General features: G+C 63.4%; 18 protein-coding genes. 8 read left to right on the top strand and 10 right to left on the bottom strand.

Translation table 11 applies throughout. From position 1 onward, the window contains the following. Positions 1-3: 3 nt before the first annotated feature. The 3 genes from eutC (at position 4) to AC3G7M_RS17500 (ending at position 2850) form a co-directional block, all read left to right on the top strand. A complete protein-coding gene (eutC, locus tag AC3G7M_RS17510; RefSeq protein ID WP_489213413.1) occupies positions 4-765 on the top strand; it encodes an ethanolamine ammonia-lyase subunit EutC in 762 nt (253 codons plus the stop codon). A 136-nt stretch (positions 766-901) separates the two neighbouring features. Further along, the gene (locus tag AC3G7M_RS17505; protein ID WP_489213412.1) at positions 902-1888 is read left to right on the top strand and encodes a GDP-mannose 4,6-dehydratase; all 987 of its coding nucleotides are present in this window, start codon (positions 902-904) and stop codon (positions 1886-1888) included. After that, positions 1885-2850 (top strand): GDP-mannose 4,6-dehydratase, encoded by a 966-nt coding sequence (locus AC3G7M_RS17500; protein WP_489213411.1) that lies wholly within the window; start codon positions 1885-1887, stop codon positions 2848-2850. Before AC3G7M_RS17505 ends, AC3G7M_RS17500 begins: the two co-directional genes overlap by 4 nt. A gap of 328 nt (positions 2851-3178) precedes the next feature. Here AC3G7M_RS17500 and AC3G7M_RS17495 read toward each other — a convergent pair whose 3' ends face one another. The 9 genes from AC3G7M_RS17495 to AC3G7M_RS17455 form a co-directional block, all read right to left on the bottom strand. Continuing rightward, positions 3179-5311 carry a YfhO family protein gene (locus AC3G7M_RS17495; RefSeq protein ID WP_489213410.1) on the bottom strand — a complete coding sequence of 711 codons (2133 nt, stop codon included), beginning with the start codon at positions 5309-5311 and terminating at the stop codon, positions 3179-3181. 330 nt (positions 5312-5641) lie between these two features. Then, the gene (locus tag AC3G7M_RS17490; RefSeq protein WP_489213408.1) at positions 5642-8920 is read right to left on the bottom strand and encodes a class I SAM-dependent methyltransferase; all 3279 of its coding nucleotides are present in this window, start codon (positions 8918-8920) and stop codon (positions 5642-5644) included. 145 nt (positions 8921-9065) lie between these two features. Then, complete coding sequence (locus tag AC3G7M_RS17485; RefSeq protein WP_489213407.1) at positions 9066-9659, bottom strand: hypothetical protein; 594 nt, start codon at positions 9657-9659, stop codon at positions 9066-9068. 97 nt (positions 9660-9756) lie between these two features. Further along, positions 9757-10785, bottom strand: a complete 1029-nt coding sequence (locus AC3G7M_RS17480; protein WP_489213406.1) for an ABC transporter ATP-binding protein — start codon at positions 10783-10785, stop codon at positions 9757-9759. Positions 10786-10795: 10 nt separating this feature from the next. Then, positions 10796-11761 (bottom strand): ABC transporter ATP-binding protein, encoded by a 966-nt coding sequence (locus AC3G7M_RS17475; protein WP_489213405.1) that lies wholly within the window; start codon positions 11759-11761, stop codon positions 10796-10798. Beyond that, complete coding sequence (locus AC3G7M_RS17470; RefSeq protein WP_489213404.1) at positions 11758-12699, bottom strand: ABC transporter permease; 942 nt, start codon at positions 12697-12699, stop codon at positions 11758-11760. The genes AC3G7M_RS17475 and AC3G7M_RS17470 overlap by 4 nt, the downstream gene beginning before the upstream one ends. Beyond that, positions 12696-13679 carry an ABC transporter permease gene (locus tag AC3G7M_RS17465; protein WP_489213403.1) on the bottom strand — a complete coding sequence of 328 codons (984 nt, stop codon included), beginning with the start codon at positions 13677-13679 and terminating at the stop codon, positions 12696-12698. The genes AC3G7M_RS17470 and AC3G7M_RS17465 overlap by 4 nt, the downstream gene beginning before the upstream one ends. Positions 13680-13753: 74 nt before the next feature. Further along, complete coding sequence (locus AC3G7M_RS17460) at positions 13754-15406, bottom strand: ABC transporter substrate-binding protein (RefSeq protein ID WP_489213402.1); 1653 nt, start codon at positions 15404-15406, stop codon at positions 13754-13756. A gap of 75 nt (positions 15407-15481) precedes the next feature. After that, entirely contained in the window at positions 15482-16267 is a 786-nt protein-coding gene (locus AC3G7M_RS17455; protein ID WP_489213401.1) for an SDR family NAD(P)-dependent oxidoreductase, read from the bottom strand. 139 nt (positions 16268-16406) lie between these two features. Here AC3G7M_RS17455 and AC3G7M_RS17450 point away from each other — a divergent pair, with 139 nt between their 5' ends. From AC3G7M_RS17450 to AC3G7M_RS17430, 5 genes are all read left to right on the top strand, one after another. Next, on the top strand, positions 16407-17261 hold the full coding sequence (locus tag AC3G7M_RS17450; RefSeq protein ID WP_489213400.1) for a DeoR/GlpR family DNA-binding transcription regulator: 855 nt from the start codon (positions 16407-16409) through the stop codon (positions 17259-17261). A gap of 60 nt (positions 17262-17321) precedes the next feature. Beyond that, positions 17322-18119 (top strand): BtpA/SgcQ family protein, encoded by a 798-nt coding sequence (locus AC3G7M_RS17445; RefSeq protein ID WP_489213399.1) that lies wholly within the window; start codon positions 17322-17324, stop codon positions 18117-18119. Positions 18120-18129: 10 nt separating this feature from the next. Beyond that, positions 18130-19632 (top strand): FGGY-family carbohydrate kinase, encoded by a 1503-nt coding sequence (locus tag AC3G7M_RS17440; protein WP_489213398.1) that lies wholly within the window; start codon positions 18130-18132, stop codon positions 19630-19632. 53 nt (positions 19633-19685) lie between these two features. Then, positions 19686-20951, top strand: coding sequence for an NAD(P)/FAD-dependent oxidoreductase (locus AC3G7M_RS17435; RefSeq protein WP_489213397.1), 1266 nt, complete (start codon positions 19686-19688; stop codon positions 20949-20951). Positions 20952-21016: 65 nt separating this feature from the next. Continuing rightward, entirely contained in the window at positions 21017-22420 is a 1404-nt protein-coding gene (locus tag AC3G7M_RS17430) for an amidase (protein ID WP_489213396.1), read from the top strand. 19 nt (positions 22421-22439) lie between these two features. On the opposite strand, the gene AC3G7M_RS17425 is transcribed toward AC3G7M_RS17430, so the two are convergent. Continuing rightward, positions 22440-23525: an AI-2E family transporter gene (locus AC3G7M_RS17425; protein ID WP_489213395.1), complete on the bottom strand. Its 1086-nt coding sequence runs from the start codon at positions 23523-23525 to the stop codon at positions 22440-22442. Positions 23526-23587 lie beyond the last annotated feature (62 nt).

The following is a 23587-nucleotide window of genomic DNA, read 5'->3' as shown; positions in this document are numbered from 1 at the left end:
AGCATGGATCGCTTTGCGCATCTGCGCCAATTCACCGCGGCCCGCATCGGCCTCGGCCGCAGCGGGCCGGGCATTGCGACGGCCGATCACCTCGCCTTCCGGGCTGCCCATGCGCTGGCGCGGGACGCGGTGCATACCGAGCTTGATCTGGTGGCCCTTGCGGCCTCCCTGGCGCCGCTGGACCTGCCGCTGTTCCGCGTGGAAAGCCGGGCGCCCGATCAGCAGACTTATTTGACGCGGCCTGATTTCGGCCGCCGCTTGAGCGATGCCTCGGTCGCGACCTTGCAGGCAGCAGCACCAGGGCAGGAGATTGCGGTTCTGATCGCGGGTGGGCTTTCGGCCTTGGCCACTGCGAGCCACGCGGCCGATCTGCTGGCGCTGCTGGTACCCGCCTTCCAGCGCGCCGGACGCAGCGTGGGGCCCATCTGCATCGCGCCGCGCGGTCGTGTGGCGCTGGGTGATGAGGTCGGCGCCATCCTGGGCGCGCGGCTGGTGTTGGTGCTGATCGGTGAGCGGCCGGGACTGACCTCACCCGATAGTCTCGGCGCCTATGTCACGGTGGCGCCCCGGCTTGGCCGCACCGATGCGGACCGCAACTGCATCTCGAACATCCGGCCTGAAGGCATGGTGCTGACCGAGGCCGCACGGCGCATTCTGTGGCTGACCGACCAGGCCATGACGCGGGGCATCACCGGCGTCGGGCTGAAGGATGACAGCGAGGGGGCATTGGTCGGGGAAACCAGCAGGACGGCGCTGGCAGGGTGATGGGATTGTCGTTAGAGAAATTCCTCAGTATGTGCCCGACCGCATGCGGTCGGTGCTCATGAAACGTGCGATTCTGCTGCGTGCGTGGTTCGCGACACGCAGCAAGATCAGAAATTAACCGAGGATGCTCCCGACCATGAAACGTGCACTCGTGACAGGTGTCACTGGCCAGGACGGCGCCTATCTGTCTCAATTGCTTCTGGAAAAGGGATACGAAGTCTACGGTCTTCTGCGACGCTCCGCATCGGCGGATGTCGTCGATAGCCGGCTGCGGTGGCTCGGTATCGCCGGGCAGGTCCGCATGATTGACGGAGACATTCTCGATCTCGCGTCGGTTTTGCGGATCATGCGGGAGGTTAAGCCGGACGAGGTCTATAATCTCGGTGCGCAGAGCTTTGTTAAAACATCCTGGAATCAACCGCTTTTGACAGGGCAAGTGACTGCCCTTGGCGTGGGCGTCATGCTGGAAGCTGTCAGACTGGAAAATCCAGATTGCAGGTTTTATCAGGCCAGCTCGTCCGAGATGTATGGGCTGATCCAGGAACCGGTACAGAATGAGAAGACGCCGTTTTACCCACGCTCTCCTTATGCTGTGGCAAAGCTGTACGGCCATTGGATGACCGTGAACTATCGGGAAAGCTTCGGGATGCACGCGAGTTCAGGCATTCTGTTCAATCACGAAAGTCCTCTGCGTGGGATCGAATTCGTAACCCGTAAGGTCACTGACGGTGCGGCGCGCATCAAGCTCGGACTCGCTTCCGAGTTGCGCATGGGCAATCTGGACGCCAAGCGCGACTGGGGCCATGCCCGCGATTACGTGAAGGCGATGCATCTGATGCTGCAGCAGGAGACGGCGGATGACTATGTCGTCGCCACCGGGCGCACAACCTCGATACGCGACATGTGCGCGATCGCCTTCCAGCATGTCGGACTCAACTACGAAGATTACATCAAGATCGACCCCGCTTATCTCAGGCCCGCCGAAGTTGACGTGCTGCTCGGCAACCCGGCCAAGGCGACCAGCAAGCTTGGCTGGAAAGCCGAAACGACCCTTGAAGCGATGCTAGCTGAAATGGTCGAGGCCGATCTCGCCAGACATCGTGCCGGTCTCGCCTTCGTATGAGGAGTTACAGTCGCCTGCTTGTCACGGGCGCTGACGGATTTGTCGGACGGCATCTGCTGCCGGTGCTGCGAACGACCTTCCCGACGGCGACCCTGATTGCGGCAACGCGGCAAGCGGATCTCGTACCTCAGGATCTTGCGGCCGATGAGGTTCTGCCGTTTGACTTGCTGCAGCCCGACCAATGCAGGACGATGATCGGGACGGCCCGGCCGGACGGCTTGGTTCATCTGGCCGCGCAGGCATCGGTTGCGGCGTCGTTCAGCGACCCTCTCGCCAGTTGGCAGGCCAATCTCTTCGGCACCATTGCCTTGGCCGAGGCGGTGCTGTCGGAGGCACCGCAGTGCCGTTTTGTCCTGGCGTCGTCTGCGGAGGTCTATGGGCTGAGCTTTCGCGCCCCTGAGCCACTGGATGAACAGGCATTGCTGCGCCCGGCCAATCCCTATGCCGCGTCGAAGGCCGCGTGCGATATCGCAGTGGGCGAAATGGCACTGCGGGGGCTTGATGCGATCCGGCTGCGTGCCTTCAACCACACGGGGGCAGGGCAGTCCGAGAATTTCGTCATTGCGGCCTTTGCTCGCCAGCTTGCCCGGATCGAGGCTGGCGTTCAGGACCCCGTCATGCATGTCGGGGCGCTCGATCGCTGGCGGGACTTTCTCGACGTTTCCGATGTCTGCGTAGCCTATGCGGCGGCTCTGAGCAGGGAGCTTACGCCGGGGGCGGTCTATAACATCGCGTCAGAGACGCCGCGCGCCATAGGTGACATTCTGGACGCGATGATTGCGCAAAGCGATGCCAAGCCCCGTGTTGACGTGGAAGCGGGCCGGCTTCGCCCGACCGATGTCGAGCGTGTCGCGGGCAACTCAGCCCTGGCCCGCCGGGATCTGCACTGGGCGCCGCAGATACCCTGGGCGCAAACGCTGGCGGCCGTTTTGGAAGACTGGCGCGCCCGGATCAGGGACTGATCTGGATTTCGGTGCCAAGGCGCTCGTGTCCGTGAGAGTGAGGAATTCCATCCGCCAGTGTTTCAGCGACAAAATGTGACCCTGCGCGTGTGAAACGGACCGTATCAAATTTCATCGGCATACCGCCTGCACCGCCGACATCCGACTTGCAAGCATGTGCTGACGAAGGCCGCGCAGCCTATCCGGTGGCCGACCGACCGGGCGATGACTGTATCAGCGGTGTTTGGCTGAACGATGACAGCAAGGCAGGAGCAGCGGTCTAGTGCCAGGCGCCGAGATTGTTTGCGACCGGGGCTCGTCAGGAAGCCTGACGAGCCCCGGTCGCTGACTAGAGATGCAGATGCTGCAGCACAGTGTCGGCGATCGCCCGAAATGGCTCGAAGCGGAATGCAACGTCGTGCTGCCCAGGCGGCACGCAGACGCCACGAAAATAGCTGTCGGTGCGATAGAGCGGGATTTCCCGTCCGTCGATATAGGCGTGCCAGCCGCGCGTCGCTGGATCGGTCATCACCAGCCAGCCGCTTGAGACGCCTGTCGTGACGTCGATGCTGACATGGTTGTTTGCGTAGTAAACGAGCGTGATGGCTGACAGGGGAGTGGTGCCACAGGCGGCGACTGCGGAAGCGGGGCCTTCGATGACGGCGCGCCGGGAGAGATCGGGCACCGCGGCGGTCAGCGCGGGCGAGTTATCCGCTCGCGCAGCGACGACGCTGCTCGGGCTGAACAGCCTGGGCACGCGGTTGTCACTCTCCCAGAATGTCATGCCGTCCATCGTCGCGGCGCGCTTCAAGTGATTACCGGCCGCCATGTGTGGATCATTGGCTGACGATGTTGCTACGTATTTTACGCCCAGGAGCGAAAACATGGGGGACTGTTCGTTGGGGGTCCACCGGGTAAACACGACGGGCGCGTAGCCGTTCGGCGTCGTGCCGAAAACATCGACATACCGGGACAGCTGCATCGGATTATAGCCTTGCGTGGAGTAGATTTTCTCCGCGGCCGGCAGGTCTGGCCAAAATGGCGCCGGTTGATTGAATTCCACACGCCATGCGGGCTGGCCCGGATTGGCGGTGTTGGCGTGGAGCCAGGCGATTGCCGGGAAATGATCGGGAACCGCGCTGATCACGGCCCGCGGCCAACTATTGGCGCGATTGGGGGTGAGGGCATGGGCGCTCAAGTCCCAGCACATCAGCAGGATAGGAAGGACGCTTGCCGTCCAAAGGATCGCTTTCGCCTGCGTTCTGGTGGCGATCGCGCGCTTGAAAGCCTCCATCCCCAAAGCGGCCATCGGGCAAAGCAGCAGGGTGAAGAGAAACAGGGCGTCGACCGGGCGCCGGAACAATTTCAACCCGGGCAGAACATGGAAGAGCGCACGATAGAAGACGGTATGGGTACCAAGTGCATAGAAAAAGCAGAAAGTAAGGCAGATGAGTGTGATCCAATAGACTGGTGCCAGACCCTGCGGCACCAGTGGATTGTTATGGCGCCGGATCATCGACGTGACGGCGGCCACCAGCCCTGTCAGAGCGGCAATGGGCGTGAGAAAGCCAGCGTAGATGATCGACTCGGTGATATCGATCGGCCCTTGATAATCAGCGGCGAAGGTATGCATCGCTCCCGGCCACAACAGTGTCAGCATGACACGCCAAGGGGCCGAGTCTGGAGCGCTGGCCGAAAGCGGAAGCTGGCTGCGCACTGTGTCAGGTAGGAAAGTTAAAAGGGCGGCAATCTGGACGCCGCTGATTGCCACCGTCACGACCGCTGCCAGAACCAAAGGCAGCAGAAGCTGTCGGAAATAGATCAGCGGTTGGCGATGGAGGGCGATCGTCAAAGCGAAAGTAAAGCTTAACAGAACGAGTGCGATATAGGTTGTCTGCACCAGGTGCAGCCCCATCCAGCCCATGGTGATCCCGAGGAACAGCCCACGTCTCAAGGTGCATTTCCGCAGAAGAGACATGGCGGCCCATCCAACCCAGGGAATGGTGCTCGTGGCTATAAGGAGCGCGGTGTGCTCAAGCCTTGCAGGCGCGCAGCCGCCTCCGATCGCAATGACAGCGCCAAAGATGGCGGCGGTATTGGATAGGCGCAGCGACTTCAGAAAGCCGAAGACCCCCAGTCCGCCAATCAGCACATGGGTGAGAACGACGATATCGAGCCAATGAGGAGTGGGATTGGCGACCAGCGCCATGGGCAATGTCACGAGAGGGGCGAAGATAAGGGCCTGTGGATCAGCGATCTGCGGCATGCCCGTAAACAGATACGGGTCCCACCAGGGGGCCTGCCCATGTCGAATTGATTGTGAGGTAAAGAAGAGCGTCGGATAATTTTCGTCGATCGCATCATAAGGGATGACGTAATGGCCAAAAAGCCACGGATGGTACAAGAACATCCAGCATGCGAATAACGCGACAATTGCAAATGCAAGCGACGTTGCGTTGGCTATTTTATTGGGCTGATGCATTTGGGCTCAGGAGAAGATGATTCGATATTTGAGCATGGCGTATATCATAGGAACCGCCGCTGGTGTTTGATAAATAGAGGCGCTATCAGACAGACCCGGAATGACTGATAGCCGATCGTGATGAGCTGTATCGCGGTTCTCATCCTGTGCCACAATCAGCAGGCGACCATCGCCTCCGTGGTCGCTGATTGCAGGGCCGCGTCGGGTGATCTTCGGCGACCGCATCAAGGATAGGCTGGCGGGCTCTCGGGTCTTCAGCCGTCGATTCATCAAATCCTGCCCGGCGCGCGCCTCCCGTTCGGTCCGTGCGGGCCGCAGCTGACGCGCTGCCTATGCGAGCAGGGCACGCACGCGCGCACCGAAGACTTCGGGGGCGTATTCGGCGCGCACACGCTGCTGCGCAGCGGTCTGCATGGCGGTCCAGGCCGACTCATCATTGTGCAGCGCAATGCAGGCGCGGGCGAAATCCTCGGCCGTATCGGCAGAGCCGATTTCCACGCCCGCCTGCCATAGCAGCTGCTCGTCCATCAGCCGGGTGCCCACCACGGGCATGCCCGCTGCCCCAGCCTCAATCACCTTAAGCGGTACGCCGGCGGCGAAATGAACTGGCGCCACGAAGACCCGCGCGGCGTCGTACAGGGGGGTCAGATCGGCGACCGGCCCCTGCAGACGCACACCGGGCGCGGCCAGTGACTCATGGTCTGGGTGCAGCCGGCCCACAACTGACAGTGTGGCATTCGGCACGGATTTGCGGATGATGGGCCAAACCTCGCGGATGAACCAGGCAAGTCCCAACCAATTGGGAGAATCGCGCTCCATCAGACGTCCGATGAAGAGGAAGCCGGAGCGGTCCTGCCAAGGCGGCGGGGCCACGGCGCTTTCAATGGCGTGGGTGAGCACATGCACGGGCACGCCTCGGCTGCGAAAGGCCTCGGCCTCCGCCTCATTCACGCAAACAATAGCATCCACATCATCGGCGAGGGCCAGTTCCTCGGCCATCATCGCGCCAGCTTCGGCGTCGGATACAGGCATATTGTAGAATTTTGCCTTCGAGATCTCGCGTGTTGCGGCGAGGGCCTCGGAATCATAGATGATCCTGGCACCCTCGAACATATCTGGATGGCAGGCCAGAAATCCGCGGATCAACGCCATGTTCTCAGGTCGACTGATTATGATGACATCATAATAGCCGTGCCGTTCGCGCATAAATTCAATCAAGCGAGGCGCCGCGTATTGGCTGACGATCTCGACCTCGGGCGGCAATTCGGCATGCGCCGCCGCCCAGTCGATCTCCAGGGCATGGAGCGGGAAGAGGGTCACCAGCCAGCCGGCCGATACGGCGGCGGACAGCATTTCACGCGCACGCGGATAGCCTGCCCCGCCGGCGCCGAGCGGCACCTCATTGTCTAGAACCAGCAGCCGCGGCTGCGGCCGCCCCGCCGCGGTGCGGGCCGCCAGGATATTCGCGGCTTCGGGCGGCAGATGGCGCTGACGCAGCTGGCTGGCATGCCGTTCCTTGAAGCGCTGCTGGTTGCGCTGCATGGCGGCGACACTGTCGCCCCCCTTTGCCTCGCTGCCGAATTCAAAATGATCGACGACAGCGGCGGGTTCGTAGACGACGCGGTAGCCCGCCTCCCATAGCCGCAGGCAATAATCGGTTTCTTCGTAATAGGCGGGCACATAAGCTTCATCCAACCCACCCAGCTGGTCCCACAGGGTGCGACGGGTCAGCAGGAAGGCGCCGGAGCAATAGTCGACGTCGCGACGGAACAGGGCCGGGAAGGCATCTGGCGCCGCGCCGCGCTCATAGCCAAGGCAGCTGCCATCCGCCCAGACCAGACTGCCGGCTTCCTGCAGGCGCCCGTCCGGCAGAACCAGCCGGGCCCCGACAGCGCCGATATCGGGCGCGGAGTCGAGCGTTGCTAGCGCATGTCTCAGCGTATCGGGACGTGGGAAAGCATCGTTGTTGAGCAGAAGGATGGCGCGTCCGGTGGCGGAAGCTGCCCCCCTGTTGCAGCCCAGCAGGAAGCCGGCATTGCTCTCGTCACGAATGACGGTCACCCCGTCGACGCGGCTGAGCATCGCCGCTGTCTCGTCCGTCGATCCGTTGTCGTAGAGGATGATCTGGCGCGATGGGGTGCTCTCTGCCGCAAGGGCGCGCAGGCAGCGCAGCGTCAGATGCGCCTTGTTCCACAGGACGATGACGATGGAGATATCCGGCGCGTCGACCGCCGGGAAGACTATCCTCTCGCCCGACTGCAGGAACTGGCGCAGATCGGCCAGGGCGCCGGCTGTGTAGGCGGCCTTATCATCTGGTCTGCCAGCCAGGGCGGCAGGTGGTGGGGTACGACGTCGGTTACGGAGGCGGGCCGGGAGTTGCAGCGAGATTGTCCACCAGAACAGCCTGGCGCTTCGCCGCAGCAGTTGCCGCAGACGTGGCCGGCCGTCCAACAGGGTGCGCATCGGGGCGGTGGCACGCCACCAGGACGAGCCGCGTATAAGCTCAAGCTGGCCCAGCAGGTAGTCGCGCTCCTGGGCAAGGCCCGCGGCACGGATCGCTTCGCGTTCCAGCTCCTGCAGGCGCATCGCCGTCAGCCGCTGTTCAGCCTGCAGCGCCACGACATGCGCGGCGACGCGGCGCGTGACAGCCTCGCGGGCTGCATTCTGCTGCTCCGCCTGCGCCAGAGCGGCGCGGGCCGCCGCCTGCGCGGCCTCCTGCTGGGCTGCCTCGTCTCGGATGCGCTCCTGTTCCTTGTGCGCTGCGCCAAGCGACGCCTCCAGCTTGCGGGCATAGTCACCGCCGCGCTCGATCTCTTCCTTCAGCAGCCGGGTCTCGGTCGTCTGCTTATCAGCCTGGAATTGCAGACTGACGGCGCGGCCAAGCCGGGCATAGTTCGCCTGGATGCGGGCGCGTTCCTCTGAAGAGGCAAATACCAGGGGCTGCAGCCCCTCAGGCACGTCCGGGCCCACCGCGAGGATACCAAGGCCATGGCTATGCAGGAACTCAAAGGAGGGATGCTGCTCGCGGAGACGGTGCCAGAGCTGCCAGACACCGAAATTGCGCTCGCGCACATTGATATCGTGGAATAGCACCACGGCACGGTCTGAGAGTTTGGGCAGCCAGCTCTCGTAATCCTCCAGCACGTCCTCGTAACCATGCCGCCCGTCTATATGGAGCAGGTCTACCGAGCCGTCCGGGAAATAGGAGACGGACTCCGAGAAAAGTCCGCGCATGAGAGTGGAAAATCCGGCGTAATGGGCCGTATTGGTGGCCGCCACGCCGGCATAGACGTCTCCGCCGTAGAAGCCGGCATGATCGTCGCCCTCCCAGCTATCCAGAGCATAACAGGCGGTGGCGAGACCGAGGCGCTGCACCGTCTGGCAGGCGCAGAAATACGAAAATCCGTTATGGGTGCCGAGTTCCACGAAGGTCCGAGGCCGGATTTGGTCAATCAGCCAAAAGGCAAAGGGCCCATGTTCAAGCCAGGCCGACTCGACGATATGCGCGGGCGACCAGAAAGAAACCTGGCTTAAACAGATGGTGTCGGTGGCGGCACCAGGGGCCTGTGCCATCTCAAGGCGATCGGAAAAACTGTCGTTCACGCTCATTCAGGTCCCAGCGGTTGTTGCTTCCCGGCTGGGAGGCTCATCCGCCTGGGCGGTCCGGTTGCCTCCGCCGGTCGGCAAACGTCACCCTATCCCTTCCCCGATCGGTGGGCCTGGGTCAAGCGCGACGCTTGCAGGACGCTGAGGGCTAGCCGGCCGGATCGGGGCGCAGCTTGATCGATACGCTCTGGAGGAAATTCACCAGAACGGTGTCGCCCTTCTTCAGATGGGTCGCGAATTTCTGCATCGCCGGGCTATGCAGCTCCACCGCATGGGGTACGCGATTGGAATCGGTGAAGGTCACGATATGGTCGTGGCGGTCGTAGCTCACGACCGTGACCTCTTCGGCGACCGCCACGAACCCGGCGCTGGCCGGAAGCTGGCCGAGCGCGGCGCGGCGCGCACCGACGAGCGCCGCCGGCGGGGCTAGCGGCTGGTCCTTCGGGGCGAGTTGCACGGCAATCGCCTTGCGGAAGGTCAGATAGAGCCGGTCGCCGGCCTGGATCTGCGCGAAATTGCGGATTTCGGGGCCCGCCACCACGGTCACGAGCTTGCCGTCCGGGCCGCTCAGCAGCACTTCGCGGGTCGCGGGATCGACGGATTCAACCACAGCCTCCGCCTTGACGATCTTGCCGACGATGGTCGGCTTGGGCGTGTCTGCCCAGGCGGCAGGCAAGGTCAGGCTGCCGAAGGCAACCATGATCGCCGCGGAAGCGGCAAGAAGAGACTGGCGGAGGGTCATGTCGATTCTCTTATCGTTATGGGCGAAACCATGGCATCGGAAACCGGATAGTCCCTTTGCTATCCGGCCTCCTTTGCTCGATATAGAATCAAAATGGTTAGGAAGCGAGGGCCTGGCTCATTGCGCCCGGCGCCGTGACGTGGCAGGCGGCCTCATGTCCTGGCTCCAGTTCCGCCAGTTGCGGCGTCACGCTGGCGCAGATCGCGATGGCCAGCGGGCAACGCTGGCGGAAGCGGCAGCCCGGGCCAGGGTTGACCACCCGCGGCGGTTCGCCGGTATCGGCCGCTGTGATGGTGATCGGGGCCTTCGGGTCCGGCACTGCGGAGAGCAGCAGCCGCGTATAGGGATGCACGGGCCGGTGCAGCACCTCCTCCGTCGGTCCCGTCTCCGCCACCCGGCCGGCATACATGACGACAATGCGATGCGCGACATAGCGGGCGCTGGCGATGTCATGGGTGATGTAGAGGAAGGAAATCCCTTCCTCCGCGCAGAGCCGCGCCATCAGATTGAGCACGCCGATGCGGATGGAGACATCGAGCATGGAGACCGGCTCGTCCGCCAGCACCAGCTTCGGCTTGTAGGACAGCGCCTGGGCGAAGCCCACGCGCTGGCGCTGGCCGCCGCTCATCTCATGCGGATATTTCGCCAGAACCTGCCGTGCGGGCGACAGGCCCACCGCTTCCAGGGCGCGGATTGCCGCAGTCTCGCGCTCGGCGGCGGTCAGCGTCGGCTGATGCAGGGCGAGGCCGCGGTCCAGCGCATAGCCGATGGTATGGACCGGATTGAGGGAAGCGAAAGGGTCCTGCAGCACCATCGGCACCTGCCCGCGATAAGCGAGCAGGTCGCGACGTGACTTCACATCATGCAGCGAGCGGCCGCGAAACAGGATATCGCCGTCGGTCGGCTCGTAGACTTTCGCCAGAAGGCGCGCGATGGTGCTTTTGCCACTGCCGCTTTCACCGACAACTGCGACGATTTCCCGCGGCCGGATAGTCAGGCTGAGGTCATCGACCGCATGCAGCTTGGCCTGGCTGAACAGGCCGCCGATGCGGAAATGTCGCGTCAGGCCGACGGTCTGCAGCAGAGGTGCGTTGTCACCGTAAGAGGATGGCGTCATCTCCGTCATGCCCTGATCCTCACACCGTTTCTTCAAACAACAGGCAGCGGGCGCGGGTCTCACCCGTTTGGTACAGCGCGGGCTCGACCTCGGCGCAGCGCGGCATCACCGCGCCGCAGCGGGGGCGGAAGCGGCAGCCGCTGGGCATATCGGTGAGGTCGGGCGGGGCGCCGGGAATGCCCTTGAGCGCGACCTTCGGACCGTAGACCGAGGGGAAGCTTTCCAGCAGGCCACGCGTATAGGGATGCTGCGGGGCGGCAAAAAGCGGCCGCGTCGGCCCGATTTCCACAATCTTGCCCGCATACATGACGGCGAGACGGTCTGAGAAATGGCCGACCAGCGACATGTCATGCGTGACGAAGATGACCGCGAAACCGAGCTTCTTCTGCAGCTCCTTGATCTGCACCATCAGAGAGCGCTGGGCGACGACATCGAGCGCCGAGGTCGGCTCATCCATCACCACCAGATCGGGCGAGAGCAGCAGTGCCATGGCGATCATCACGCGCTGGCGCATGCCGCCCGACAGCTGATGTGGATAGCTTTTGAGATGGATGGCATCGATGCCCACCAGCGCCATCACCTCGCGCCCGCGGGCGCGGATGGCGGCCGAATTGCTTTGGCCATGGGCGCGCATCGCGTCATCGAACTGCCCGCCGACAGTTTTGACCGGGTTGAGCGCGTTCATCGCACTTTGCATGACGACGGAATAATCCCGCCATCGGATGCTGCGCAGCTCGTTGCCCTGCAGGCCGACGATATTGCGGCCTTTGAAGATGACCTCACCGGCCACCAGCTGCGCCGGGGGGCTGAGCAGCTGGGCGATGGCAAACAGCATGGTCGATTTGCCGCAGCCGGATTCGCCCACGATGCCGAGGAATTCGCCACGGTTGAGCGAGAAGCTGACATGGTCGACGGCGCGCGCCGGCCGGGTTGAGGTCGTGTAGTCGACGACGATGTCCCGGACATCGAGGATGATATCGCTCATGACCGGGCCTCAGGGGCGCGGGTTTTGACGCGTTTCTTGCGGCGCGGCGGTTTCAGGACCGGATTGCTGATTTCGTCGAAGGCGTAGTTGAGCAGCGCGAAGGCGCCGCCGAGGCCTGCAATGCCCAGCCCCGGCACGATCGCCCAGAGCGGAATGCCGGCCTGCAGCGCCTCGTTATTCTGCGCCCAGTAGAGCATGGTGCCCCAGCTGTTCGAGTTGATATTGCCAAGGCCGATGAACTGCAGCCCGGCCGCCGTCAGGATGGCGTAGACGGACGCCCCGAGGAAATTCGCGACCAGCAGCGAGACCATGTTCGGCAGGATTTCATGGGTGATGATGCGCCAGCTCCGCTCGCCGCGCAGGCGGGCTGCGGTCAGGAACTCCCGATGCCGCAGCGACAGCACCTGCGCCCGCAGCTGCCGCGCGCCATAGGACCAGCCGGTCAGAACCAGCACGGCGATGATCATGCCGTTGCCACCCGATTTGGAATAGGCGGCCAGCACGATAACGAGCGGAAAGGCGGGGATGACGAGGAAGACATCCGTCATCATCGACAGCAGCCCGTCCGCCATGCCGCCGAGATAGCCGGCGGCGACACCGATGATGGCGGAGAGCGCGGTGGAGAGCAGTCCGGCGACCACCGCGATGATCAGCGAATTGCGCGCGCCCCAGACGAATTGCGCGAAAATATCCTGGCCGTAGGAGGTGGTGCCCAGCCAGTTGGCGGCGGACGGACCCTGACCCGGCACGAAGTTTTCGGCATTCGGATCACCGGGAGCGATGACGTTCGGGATGACGGCCATAATGATGCAAAGCAGCAGCAGCAGGGCGCCCACCATGGCCTTGCGGTTGGACAGGATGGCGTGGCCAAGGGTGGAGGCGGCGCGCAGCGCCGCGGGCCGGCGCTTGACCGCCATCTCAGGCAGAACCGCGCTCATGATGCGCTCCGCGTGCGCGGATCAAGCAGGACCGTGACAGCGTCAATCACCAGAATGGCGATCAGCACGGCCAGCGTGATGAACAGGAACAGCGTCTGCATGAGCGGGAAGTCTTCGTTCAGCACCGCTTGCAGCATCATGTAGCCGACGCCGGGATAGGAGAAGACGTATTCCACCAGGATGGCACCGCTGACGACGAAGCCGAGCGACATGCCGAAGCCTGAGAGATTGGGCAGGATGGCGTTGCGGCCGGCATAGTCGAACATGATGCGCGACGGCGACAGGCCCTTGGCGCGGGCCATGCGCACGTAATCCTCATTCAGCGTCATGATCATATTGTTGCGCATGGTCAGAATCCAGCCGCCGATGGACGTGATGACGATGGTGCCGGCCGGTAGAATGGCGTGGCGGATCACATCCCAGATGAACGGCCAGGTCAGCGTCACGTTACTGCCGTTAGTGTAGCCGAACCCGGTCGGCAGCCAGCCGAGGGAGATCGAAAAGACCAGGATGGCGACAAGGCCGATCCAGAAATAGGGGAAGGCCGAGAGAATGATGAAAAGCGGTGGCAGAATGCTGTCGAACCAGCCGCCGCGCTGCCAGGCGCCGATCATGCCGATCAGCGTGCCGAGGATGAAGGCGATGACGGTGGTGACACCCACCAGGCCCAACGTCCAGGGCAGGGCCTGGGAGACGACATGACCGACGCTTTGCGGAAAGAAGGTCAGCGAGCGGCCGAACTGGCCGGTGAAGCTATTGCCGAGATAGGCCAGATACTGCGCGATCAGGCTTTGATTGGTATTGACGCCGAAGGCCGCTTCCATCGCATGCAGAGACTGGCCGCTGAGGCGGCCATGGAAACGCGCCATCATCGCCATGGCCGGATTGCCGGGCATGAGCCGGGGGAGAAAGAAATTGACCGTCATCGCCGCCCATAGGGTGAGGATGAAAAAGCCAAGTCGCCGCAGAATATAGCGCATCTACATCATGTCTCGGGAAACGGGGGGCAGGCGCCTGTGCCGCGCAGACCGCGGCACAGGCAGGCACGGAAAGCTTATTTCTCGTGCAGATGCAGCACGACGACGCCCCAGTCGGGGAAGGTGTAGCCGCCGAAGGGCTGCGCATAGGGATCTTCCGGCGTCGGCCAGCCGACGAACTGCTTCGTCGAATACTGATCCCAATCGACCTGTTCCGTAATCGGGATCAGCGGCACCTCATCCAACAGAACCTTCTGCAGCTTGGAGACGATCTCCTGCTGCTTCGCGAGATCGGTTGTCTCCGCATAGGAATCGATCAGGGCGTCGGTATCCTTGTTGGAATAGCGCTCCCAGTTCGTGGTCGCGGCCTGTCCGATCGGGGCCGTGGCCGGCCCATAGAGCCACTGACGGAACTCGTAATAGGGCGTCGGGCCGCCGGCCTCATAGGCATAGGCGAGGTCATACTGGCCGTTGAACAGCTTCGCATTGTAGTCGGTGCCGGCCAGGTTGGAGATATTCAGCTTGATGCCGGCGGCTTTGAGCTGCTGGGCCGCCACCTGAAGGGCCGCCACCCAATCGGTATAAGCGCTTTGGTTGATGATGGTGAATTCCAGCGGCTTGCCGTCCGGCGTCGTGAAGATGCCGTCAGCGCCCTTCTTGTAGCCGGCCTTTTCGAGGATGGCGGCGGCCTTCGCCGGATCATACTTGTACCCGGCTGCCGCCAGCTGCTTCTTGTCCAGCCAGGACTCGAAGGTCGGCGTCACGATGCCCGCCTGATTGGCCGGCGGCTCGTAGCCGTATTCGCCGATCATGGCGATGCGCTTCTTGTCGAGGGCATAGACCAGTGCCTTGCGGACGGCGACATCCTTGAGGATCGGATTGGTCAGGTTGATGAACATCGCGACATTCACGACCGGCGGATACCAGTAGTGATTGTCCTTATCCTTCGACAGATATTCGGCCTTGAGATTCGGGATGAACTGGCCGCCCCACTGCGCCTGGCCGGTGGACAATGCCTGGTTGGCCGGCGGATTGGTGGTGAAGGCCGGGTATTCGATATGCGCGATCTTGGGAAGGCCGGGCTGCCAGTAATTCGCATTGCGCGTATAGCTGACGTCCTGCGGCGTACATTTGCTGATGGTGAAGGGGCCGGTGCCGATCGGGTTGGCATCCTGGAAAGTTGTGGGGTCCTTCACCTGGCCCCAGATATGCTCAGGCACAATGCCGACCTGATCGGCGACATAGTAGAAATAGGGAACGGCCGCGCCTTTGAAGGTGAAGACAACCTTGTCGTCACCGCTCAGTGCGACGCTGTTCAGCTGCGACCAGACCGTATTGAGGTCAAGGGCCGGGAACTTCTTCAGCATGTTGAAGGTGAAGACGACGTCGGAGGCTTTGAAATCCGTGCCGTCGGTCCACTTCACGCCCTTACGGATGGTGAAGGTCAGAACCGTCTTGTCGGCGCTCCAGCTGTAATCGGTCGCAAGCCACGGCGTCGTCTTCGCGTTCTGCAGCGTATTGACGAACATCAAGGTTTCGTAGATCGGCCCGACCGCGAGAAAGTTCGAGGATGGGTTGTATGGGCTGAAGCCGCAGGTCCACAGGAACTGCGCGTCCGAGATAGTCAGCGTGCCGCCGTCATCAGCCGCATATGCCTGGGGTGCTGCGCTGAGCGCGCCACCCATCCCAATACCGGCCGCAAGGGCCATGAGCCAATGTCGCTTCGCCATGATGTTCTCCAGAGATCAACAGGTTGCAGACAAGCTTCCAAGCGGACACACGAATCTGTCCGCGGGGTAGGCGGATCAGGTCATGTAGACGCCACCGGTGACGTTCACGGCCTGGCCGGTCATGAAGGCCGCACCATCGGCGAGCAGGAAGGTGACGACTTTCGCCACGTCCTCAGGCTCTTCGATGCGGCCAAGCGGGGTCAGGGAGACATATTCGTCAAATACGGCCTGCGGTGTCATGCCGCGCAGCTCCGCCTCCCAGACCACTTCGCGCGACTGCATGCCCGTGCGCACGAAGCCGGGGCAAACCGCGTTGACACGAATACCATGCTTCGCCATTTCGCGAGCCAGGGCTTGTGTCCAACCAACCACCGCGAATTTGCTGGCCGAATAATGGGCGAGCAGTGGCGCGCCTACTTTTGCGGCAAGTGATGCCGTATTGCAGATGACACCCTTGATGCCGTGGTCCAGGAAATGCCGGCAGGCAGCCTGGTTGGTCAGAAAAACGCCACGTGCATTCACGTCAAAATTGAAATTCCAATCTTCGTCCGTCAGATCCAGCGCTGCCTTCATATTGGACACGCCGGCATTCGCGACGACGCGATCGATCTGGCCGAGCGCCGCGACAGCCTGCGCGAAACCGGCCGCGACACTCTCCCTATTGGTGACGTCCATCTGGATTGCGACCGCCTGCGATGAAATCTGTTCGGCCGCAGCGCGTGCGGCGTCGAGGTTGATATCAGCGATTGCAATCCGCATGCCATGAGCCGTGAGAGCGGTCGCGATGGCGCGGCCGATGCCGGTGGCGCCACCAGTGATAAGAGCGCTTTTCCCTGCGAGGTCACTGACGATCGTTGCCATAGTCTCTGCTATCCTCGAGCCCGCTATATGACGAAACCATAACAGCACCGCGAAGGCAGTCAAACAGTTTCGCACAAAATTTTGTGGAAATTTGTTCGTTTGCCTTGTGCGATGGCGGAACCCCGGTTAGAGTTTGACCATGACGAAGAAAGCCAGCCAGGCGCAGCCCGTTTCCGAGGGGCCGGATCTTGTGGTGCCAGCCGCACCAGCAGGGGCCCGGCGCGTGGCACTGCATCGCTTGATCGCCGAACGCGGCTTTGTATCGGTTGCCGATGTCGCCCGTGAGATTGGCATTTCCGATATGACCGTGCGGCGCGATTTGGAAGCGCTGGAGCGGGACGGGCTGGTGCAGCGGTCGCATGGCGGGGCGGTGCCCATGCCGCAGGCAGCGGCCGTCATTCAGACGGAGCCGTCCTATGCGGCGCGTGCTCAGGTTAATCCAGACGCGAAGCGGCGCATTGCCGCGGCCGCAGCCGCGCTGGTCGGCTCCTACCAGGCAATCGGATTGGATGCGGGGTCAACTGCGGCCTATCTGGCGGCGGAACTGGCAGATAGGCAGGCGCTGGAAATCGTCACCAATAGCCTGCAGACGATTCTCGCCATGCCGCAGCCGATTATGCCCGAAGTTTTCCTCCTCGGTGGCCGGCTGCGGCCGCGCGAAGGGTCGCTGTGTGGCGGCATCACCCGCCAGCAATTGTCCGGCCATTGGCTCGACAGGTTTTTCCTTGGCGTCTGCGGCATCGATGAAAACGGTGTCTATGACTATTCGCCCGAGGATACTGAGGTAAAGACCATCTTCATGCAGCAGTCGAAAGCCGTGACTGCGCTCTGCGATAGCAGCAAGTTCGGGCGTCGGTCTTTCGTGCGTATCTGCAGTTTTGACGCGCTCCACAGCATTGTCACGGACGCGCCGCTGCCGCCTGAGATTGACGCCGCAGCCCGCGCGGCCGGCGTCGAGATTATCCTGGCCAAATCGGAAGACGAGGCCGCTTAGGACAGACATAGGCTGCGATCACACGCGCAGCCATCATCACAAGATTGAGGAGACAATCCCATGTTCGATTTCTTTGACGGCAAGAAAAAAGTCGTCATCGGCATGGTTCATATCGGTGCGCTGCCGGGAACGCCGCTCTATGACGAGAAGGGCGGTATGGCCAAGCTGATCGAGGGTGCCGCCGCCGATCTGGAGCATCTCCAGGCGGGTGGCGTCGATGCTGTCATGTTCGGCAATGAGAATGACCGTCCCTATTCGCTGAAGGCGCCGGTCGGCTCGGTCGCCGCGATGAGCGCCGTCATCTCGACCCTGCGTCATAAGATCCACGTCCCCTTCGGCGTCAACTATCTGTGGGACCCGGTGGCGAGCGTGGCGCTGGCTGCGGCCACGGGTGCCCGATTCGTGCGCGAAATCTTCACCGGCGTCTATGCATCCGACATGGGTCTGTGGGTTCCGGCCTGTGATGAGGCCTTGAAGGCGCGCCGCAATCTCGATGTGCGCGATCTCAAGCTTCTGTTCAACATCAATGCCGAATTCGCGGCCTCGCTTGATACGCGTCCCTTGCCGCTGCGCGCCAAAAGTGCCGTCTTCTCGGCGCTGGCCGATGCCATTCTCGTCTCCGGTCCCATCACCGGTCAGGCGACCGATCAATCCGAACTCAGCTCGGTCTGCGCGGCCGTCAAGGATGTGCCGATTCTCGCCAATACTGGCGTCAATCTCGGCAATATCGCTGATGTGCTGAGCGTGGCGGACGGTTGCGTGATCGGCACACATTTCAAGATTGATGGCCATACCTGGAACGCAGTCGACCCGGCGCGTGTGAAGGCCTTCATGGCCAAGGTCGAAACCCTCCGCTAAGGCTCGGTCCATGCCCGCTGTCATCGGTATCGATATCGGCACGACGTCCACGATCGGCATTCTGATAGATCTGCCGGACCGGATCGTCGGCGTCGTCTCCCGCCCGGTGGATCTGGTCTCCCTCCATGCCGGCTGGGCCGAGGAAGATCCCGATCAGTGGTGGCGCAATACCTGCGCCATCACGCGTGAGTTGCTGGCGACGGAGCCGGCGCTCGCCGCATCCCTGGTCGGTATCGGTGTTGCGGGCATGGTGCCTGCCATGGTCATGCTGGACGCGGATGGCGAGATCATCCGCCGCAGCATTCAGCAAAGTGACGGCCGCGCGACTGCGGAAGTCGATGCGCTGGTGGCTGAGGTTGATAACGCGTCTTTTCTGCGCCGCACCGGCAATGGCGTGACGCAGCAGATCGTCGCCACCAAGCTGCGCTGGCTGCAGACGCATGAGCCCGCAGCCTTTGCACGCATCGCGACCCTGTTTGGCTCCTATGACTTCATCAACTGGAAACTGACCGGTGAGCGAAGGCTGGAGCATAACTGGGCGCTGGAAGCGGGCTTCGTGGATCTGGCAGACGGAAGGATCGCCGAGGATCTGGTCGCGCTCGGCCGCCTGTCGCCCCAGGCGCTGCCACCGATCGCCGAAAGCCATGCCGTCATCGGGCATGTGACGGCGGAAGCAGCTTTGGAGACCGGCCTGCCCCAGGGCCTGCCGGTGGTGGCTGGCACGGCCGATCATGTCGCCTCCGCCTATGCCGCCGGCGTCATCGCGGGTGGCGATGTGCTGCTGAAGTTTGGCGGCGCGGGAGACGTGCTGATCGCGGTTGACGACGCCATTCCCGATCGCCGGATCTTTCTCGATCGCCACGTCATTCCAGGCCGCTTCATGCCCAATGGCTGCATGGCCGCGACCGGTTCCATGCTCAATTGGATCGTCCAGGGCTTCGCCTCCGGCGCGGTTGCCGGCAAATGCCACCCGCATCGCTTTCTCGACAGTCTGGCGGCGGAAATCGTACCGGGTAGCGAGGGCGTCTTTCTGCTGCCCTATTTCCTGGGCGAGAAAAGCCCGGTGCAGGACCCGTTGGCGCGGGGCACCATCACAGGCCTCAGCCTCAACCACACGGTCGGCCATCTGTGGCGAGCAGCGCTGGAAGGCGTGGGCTATGGCTTCCTGCATCATCTCGAAGTGTTCCGGGAATTGGGCTATCCGGTGCGGCGATTGCTGGTCTCGGATGGCGGTTCGCGCAGCACGGTCTGGATGCAGATCGTGGCCGATATCATCCAGATGCCGGTGCAGCGGTTGGAAGGCCATCCGGGCTCCTGCCTGGGTGCCGCCTGGGTCGCGGCGATCGGTGCGGGGGCCACTGATGACTGGGCGGGGGCGAGCCGGCTGGTCAGCTATGGCGCGGTGATCACGCCGAACCCAGCTCATGCCGCAACCTATGCCCAAGGCTACAAACAGTTCCGCGCGCTCTATGCGCGGCTGGCCCCCTGGTTCGCGGAAAACGGGCAGGGTTGATCTCGCGATCACCGTCATGCGACGCTTGAAACGGATCGGGCAGGCGGATGGTGATGGCGGCGGACAGCGCGAAGTGGCAGGCAGATGTCGTGGTGCTGGGGGCAGGCATCGTCGGCGTCTCAATCGCCGTGCATTTGCAGCGTCTGGGCCGGCAGACCATCCTGTTTGACCGCCGGCCGGCGGGTGAGGGCACATCCTTCGGCAATGCCGGCATCATCCAGCGGGAGGCGGTGTTTCCGCATCCCTTCCCGCGCGATGTTCGCGAGCTGGTCGGCTACGCCTTCAACGGCAAGACGGAGGCGCGGTATCACCCCAGCATGCTGCCGCGTCTGCTGCGGCCTTTCGCGCAATACTGGCACCATTCCGAGCCAAGCCGTTACCACGCCATCGCCCATGACTATGCGCGGCTGATCGCCCATTGCGTTGATGATCATCGTGCGCTTGCCGCCGAAGCCGGGGCCGCAGACCTGCTGCATGGCGGCGGCTGGACCATTGCCTGCGACACGCCGCAGTCCCTGGCAGGCTTTTTGAAGATCGCCGAAGAGTCCCAGCGCGAATTCGGCGTCGGCTACCGCGCGCTGGATGCGTCCGGGCTGAGTGCGGCCGAGCCGCATCTGCGCGCCGGCCTTGCGGGTGGCGTGCATTGGACCGATCCCGTCACCCTGCGGGACCCTTTGGCTCTGACGCGCGCCTATCTCGCCCTTTTTGAAAAGCTCGGCGGCCGCTTTGCCTATGGCGATGCGCGCACAGTGACGCGCGCCGGTGCCGGCTGGTCGGTGACGGGCGATGAGGCCGTGATCAGCGCGGAGCAGGCGGTGGTGGCGTTGGGCGCCTGGTCATCGGTCGTGACAAAGCCGCTGGGCTACGATCCACCCGTTTTCGTCAAGCGCGGCTATCATATGCATTATCGGCCTGACGGGAATGCCGGCCTCAACCATCCGGTGCTCGACGCGGCCAACGGCTATATGCTCGCCCCGATGAATAAAGGCATCCGCCTGACGACAGGGGCGGAATTCGCCGATCGGGACGGGCCGCCCACGCCGGTGCAGCTCGCCCGCGTCGAGCCGCTCGCGCATCGCCTGATGCCCGCACTGGGCCCGCGCATTGATCCAGAAATTTGGATGGGCGCGCGTCCCTGCACGCCGGATATGCTGCCCATCATCGGACCCGCGCCCCGACAGCCAGGCCTGTGGTTCGGATTCGGACATGGTCATCAGGGGCTTACCCTTGGCCCGACGACCGGGCGGTTGCTCGCGGCTATGATGACCGGTCGCGAACCTGTGACAGACCCCACAGCCTATCGCCCGGATCGTTTCTGAAATCGGCCCGTGATTGGCCCGGCTCCTGCAAGGTAGGATCGGCAGAAGCAGGAAAGGGGCCGACCATGGCGCAAAACGATCTCGCCTATCTCGACTTGACGGAAGTATCGAACCGTATCCAGTCGGGCGACATTACCTCTGTCGCGGTGACGGAAGCGATGCTGCAGCGAATCGCGGCACTGGACGGCGCGCTGGGCGCCTATGCTCTGGTCCTGCCTGAGATTGCCCTCGCCCAGGCTGCCCGCGCGGATGCCGAGGTCGCGGCCGGCCATATCCGCGGCCCCCTGCACGGCGCGCCCATTGCGGTGAAGGATCTGTGCTGGATGCAAGGTGTGCCGACCGCCGCCGGCATGACCATCTATGCCGATTTCAAGCCCGATGAGGATGCAACCGTGGTGACGCGCCTGCAGGATGCAGGTGCCGTTATTCTGGGCAAGTTGCAGCTTACCGAAAGCGCCTATGCCGATCACCACCCTGCCATTACCCCGCCGAAGAACCCCTGGAACGCGGCCTATTGGCCGGGCGCGTCGTCCAGCGGCTCCGGCGTCGCGACGGCGGCCGGGCTTTGCTACGGCTCGCTCGGGTCTGACACCGGCGGCTCCATCCGGTTTCCCTCGGCGGCCCAGGGCCTCACCGGACTGAAGCCGACCTGGGGTCGGGTCAGCCGCTACGGCGTCTTTGAGCTGGCGGCCACGCTTGATCATGTCGGGCCGATGACGCGCAGCGCGCGGGACGCCGCCGCTATGCTCGCCGCCATTGCCGGGCCGGATGTGAAAGACCCGACCGCCCTGCAAGCCCCGGTGCCCGATTACATGGCGGCGCTGCAGGGCGGTGCGGCGGGCCTGCGCATTGGCTATCCATCTGCCTGGATCGCCGAATCGGCAGACGCCAAGACCCGCGCCGTCGCGGAAGCGTCGCTCGCGGTGATGAAATCCCTCGGCGCGGAGATCATCGACGTCACCTTCCCCGATATTTCCCAGGCGGTACAGGATTGGTTTCCGCTATGCGGAGCAGAGACGGCGGTCGCCCATACCGAGACCTATCCCGCCCGCAGCCGCGAATACGGTCCGGCGCTTTCGGGCCTGATCGATCTTGGGCGCAGCATTTCGGGCCTCGACTACCAGCGCATCGTGCTGAACCGGGAGGATCTGCGCGGCCGCGTCAATGCGCTGATGGCCTCGCTCGATCTGCTGCTGATCCCCGCCATGGGCTTCGCCGCGCCGACGCTGGCGAAAATGGCCTCGCTCGGGACCGATGCATCGCTGATGAACAGCCTGCTCGGCTTTACCTGTCCCTTCGACATGACCGGCCACCCGACGATCACCCTGCCGGGCGGCTTCACCGAGGAGGGGATGCCGGTCGCCTTCCAGTTCGTCGGCGGCCATTGCGCGGAAGCGGTTCTGCTGCAGGCGGCGGAGGCCTTCCAGCAGGCGACCGACTGGCACAAGCGCCACCCGGCGCTGGGTTGAACGATACGGGCGAGGGGCCTCAGACGGGCCTTTCGCCCACCCATTCCCGCCAGAGCAGGATCAGCGCGGCCATGATGGCGGGGCCGAGAAACAGGCCGATAATGCCCCAGGTCTCGATCCCGCCCAGAATGCCCAGCAGAACCCAAAGGAAGGGCAGTTTCGTGGTCCCCCCGATCAGCACCGGGCGGATGAAATGGTCGGCGGTGAAAGTCACCACCATGCCGATGCAGATGACCGCAATCGCCCAGCCGATCGCGCTTTTGGCGAGCAAAATCGCCGCGATAAGGATGAACACGGCGACGGCCGCGAAGGGCACCATGGCGGCAATCGCCGTCACCATGCCGAAGACCGTCGCCTGCGGCACGCCTGCCACCCAATAGACCAGACCGAGCAGGAAACCCTCGGCCAGGCCCACCAGCACAAGCCCGTTCACGGTGCCGTGGATGGAGTCGATGATCTGCTGGCCGATACGCTCGCCTGTCAGGCCGAAGGCGCGGATGGCGCCGTGGCGCAGCCGGCGCGTCAGCGTCTCGCCTTCGCGGAACAGGAAGAACAGCGCGAGCAGGGTAAAGACGAAATCGCTCAAGCGATGAACCAGTGCTTCACCCACCAGGCGGCTGACGCGCGCGACATGGCCGCCCGTGGTTTGCTGCACCAGCTTGCGTGCGCCGCCGGGATTGCCGAGATTGTCCTGCCACCAGGTGTCGATCTGGCTGTGATCGAAGGGCATGCTTTGGATGATGCTGGGCTCGGTAAGGCCATTCGCCTGCGCATCGCGCAGCCAGTCGCTCGCCGATTGGGCCTGACGGGCAAGCTGGATGCCGACCAGGCCCACAGGCGCCACGAAAATAAGGGCGACGCCGAGCGTGAAGACCGCCGGCAGCAGCACGTTATGCCGCCCGGTGCCGAAGCGCGCGATCATGCGCCGATAGAGCGGCCAGAGGGCGATGGCAAAGATCGTTGCCCAGGCCAGGGCGCTCAGAAAGTTGCGCAAGGTCAGCACGCCAAGCAGCACGAAGCCCAGGGCGAGCGCGCCCATGGCGATATGCTGCGCGCGGGAGCTGTGGTCGGGTGGGACAGGAATCGGCGGGGGCAAAGCGTTCATGGCCGCGATGATAGGGATGCGGCGCCCCGCGCACAGGGGGATATTTGCACGGCAGACGCAAA

It is taken from the genome of Acidisoma sibiricum (genome assembly GCF_057837225.1).
The sequence above is the reverse complement of the archived record's forward strand: the minus strand, read 5'-3'. Positions and strand labels throughout refer to the sequence as shown.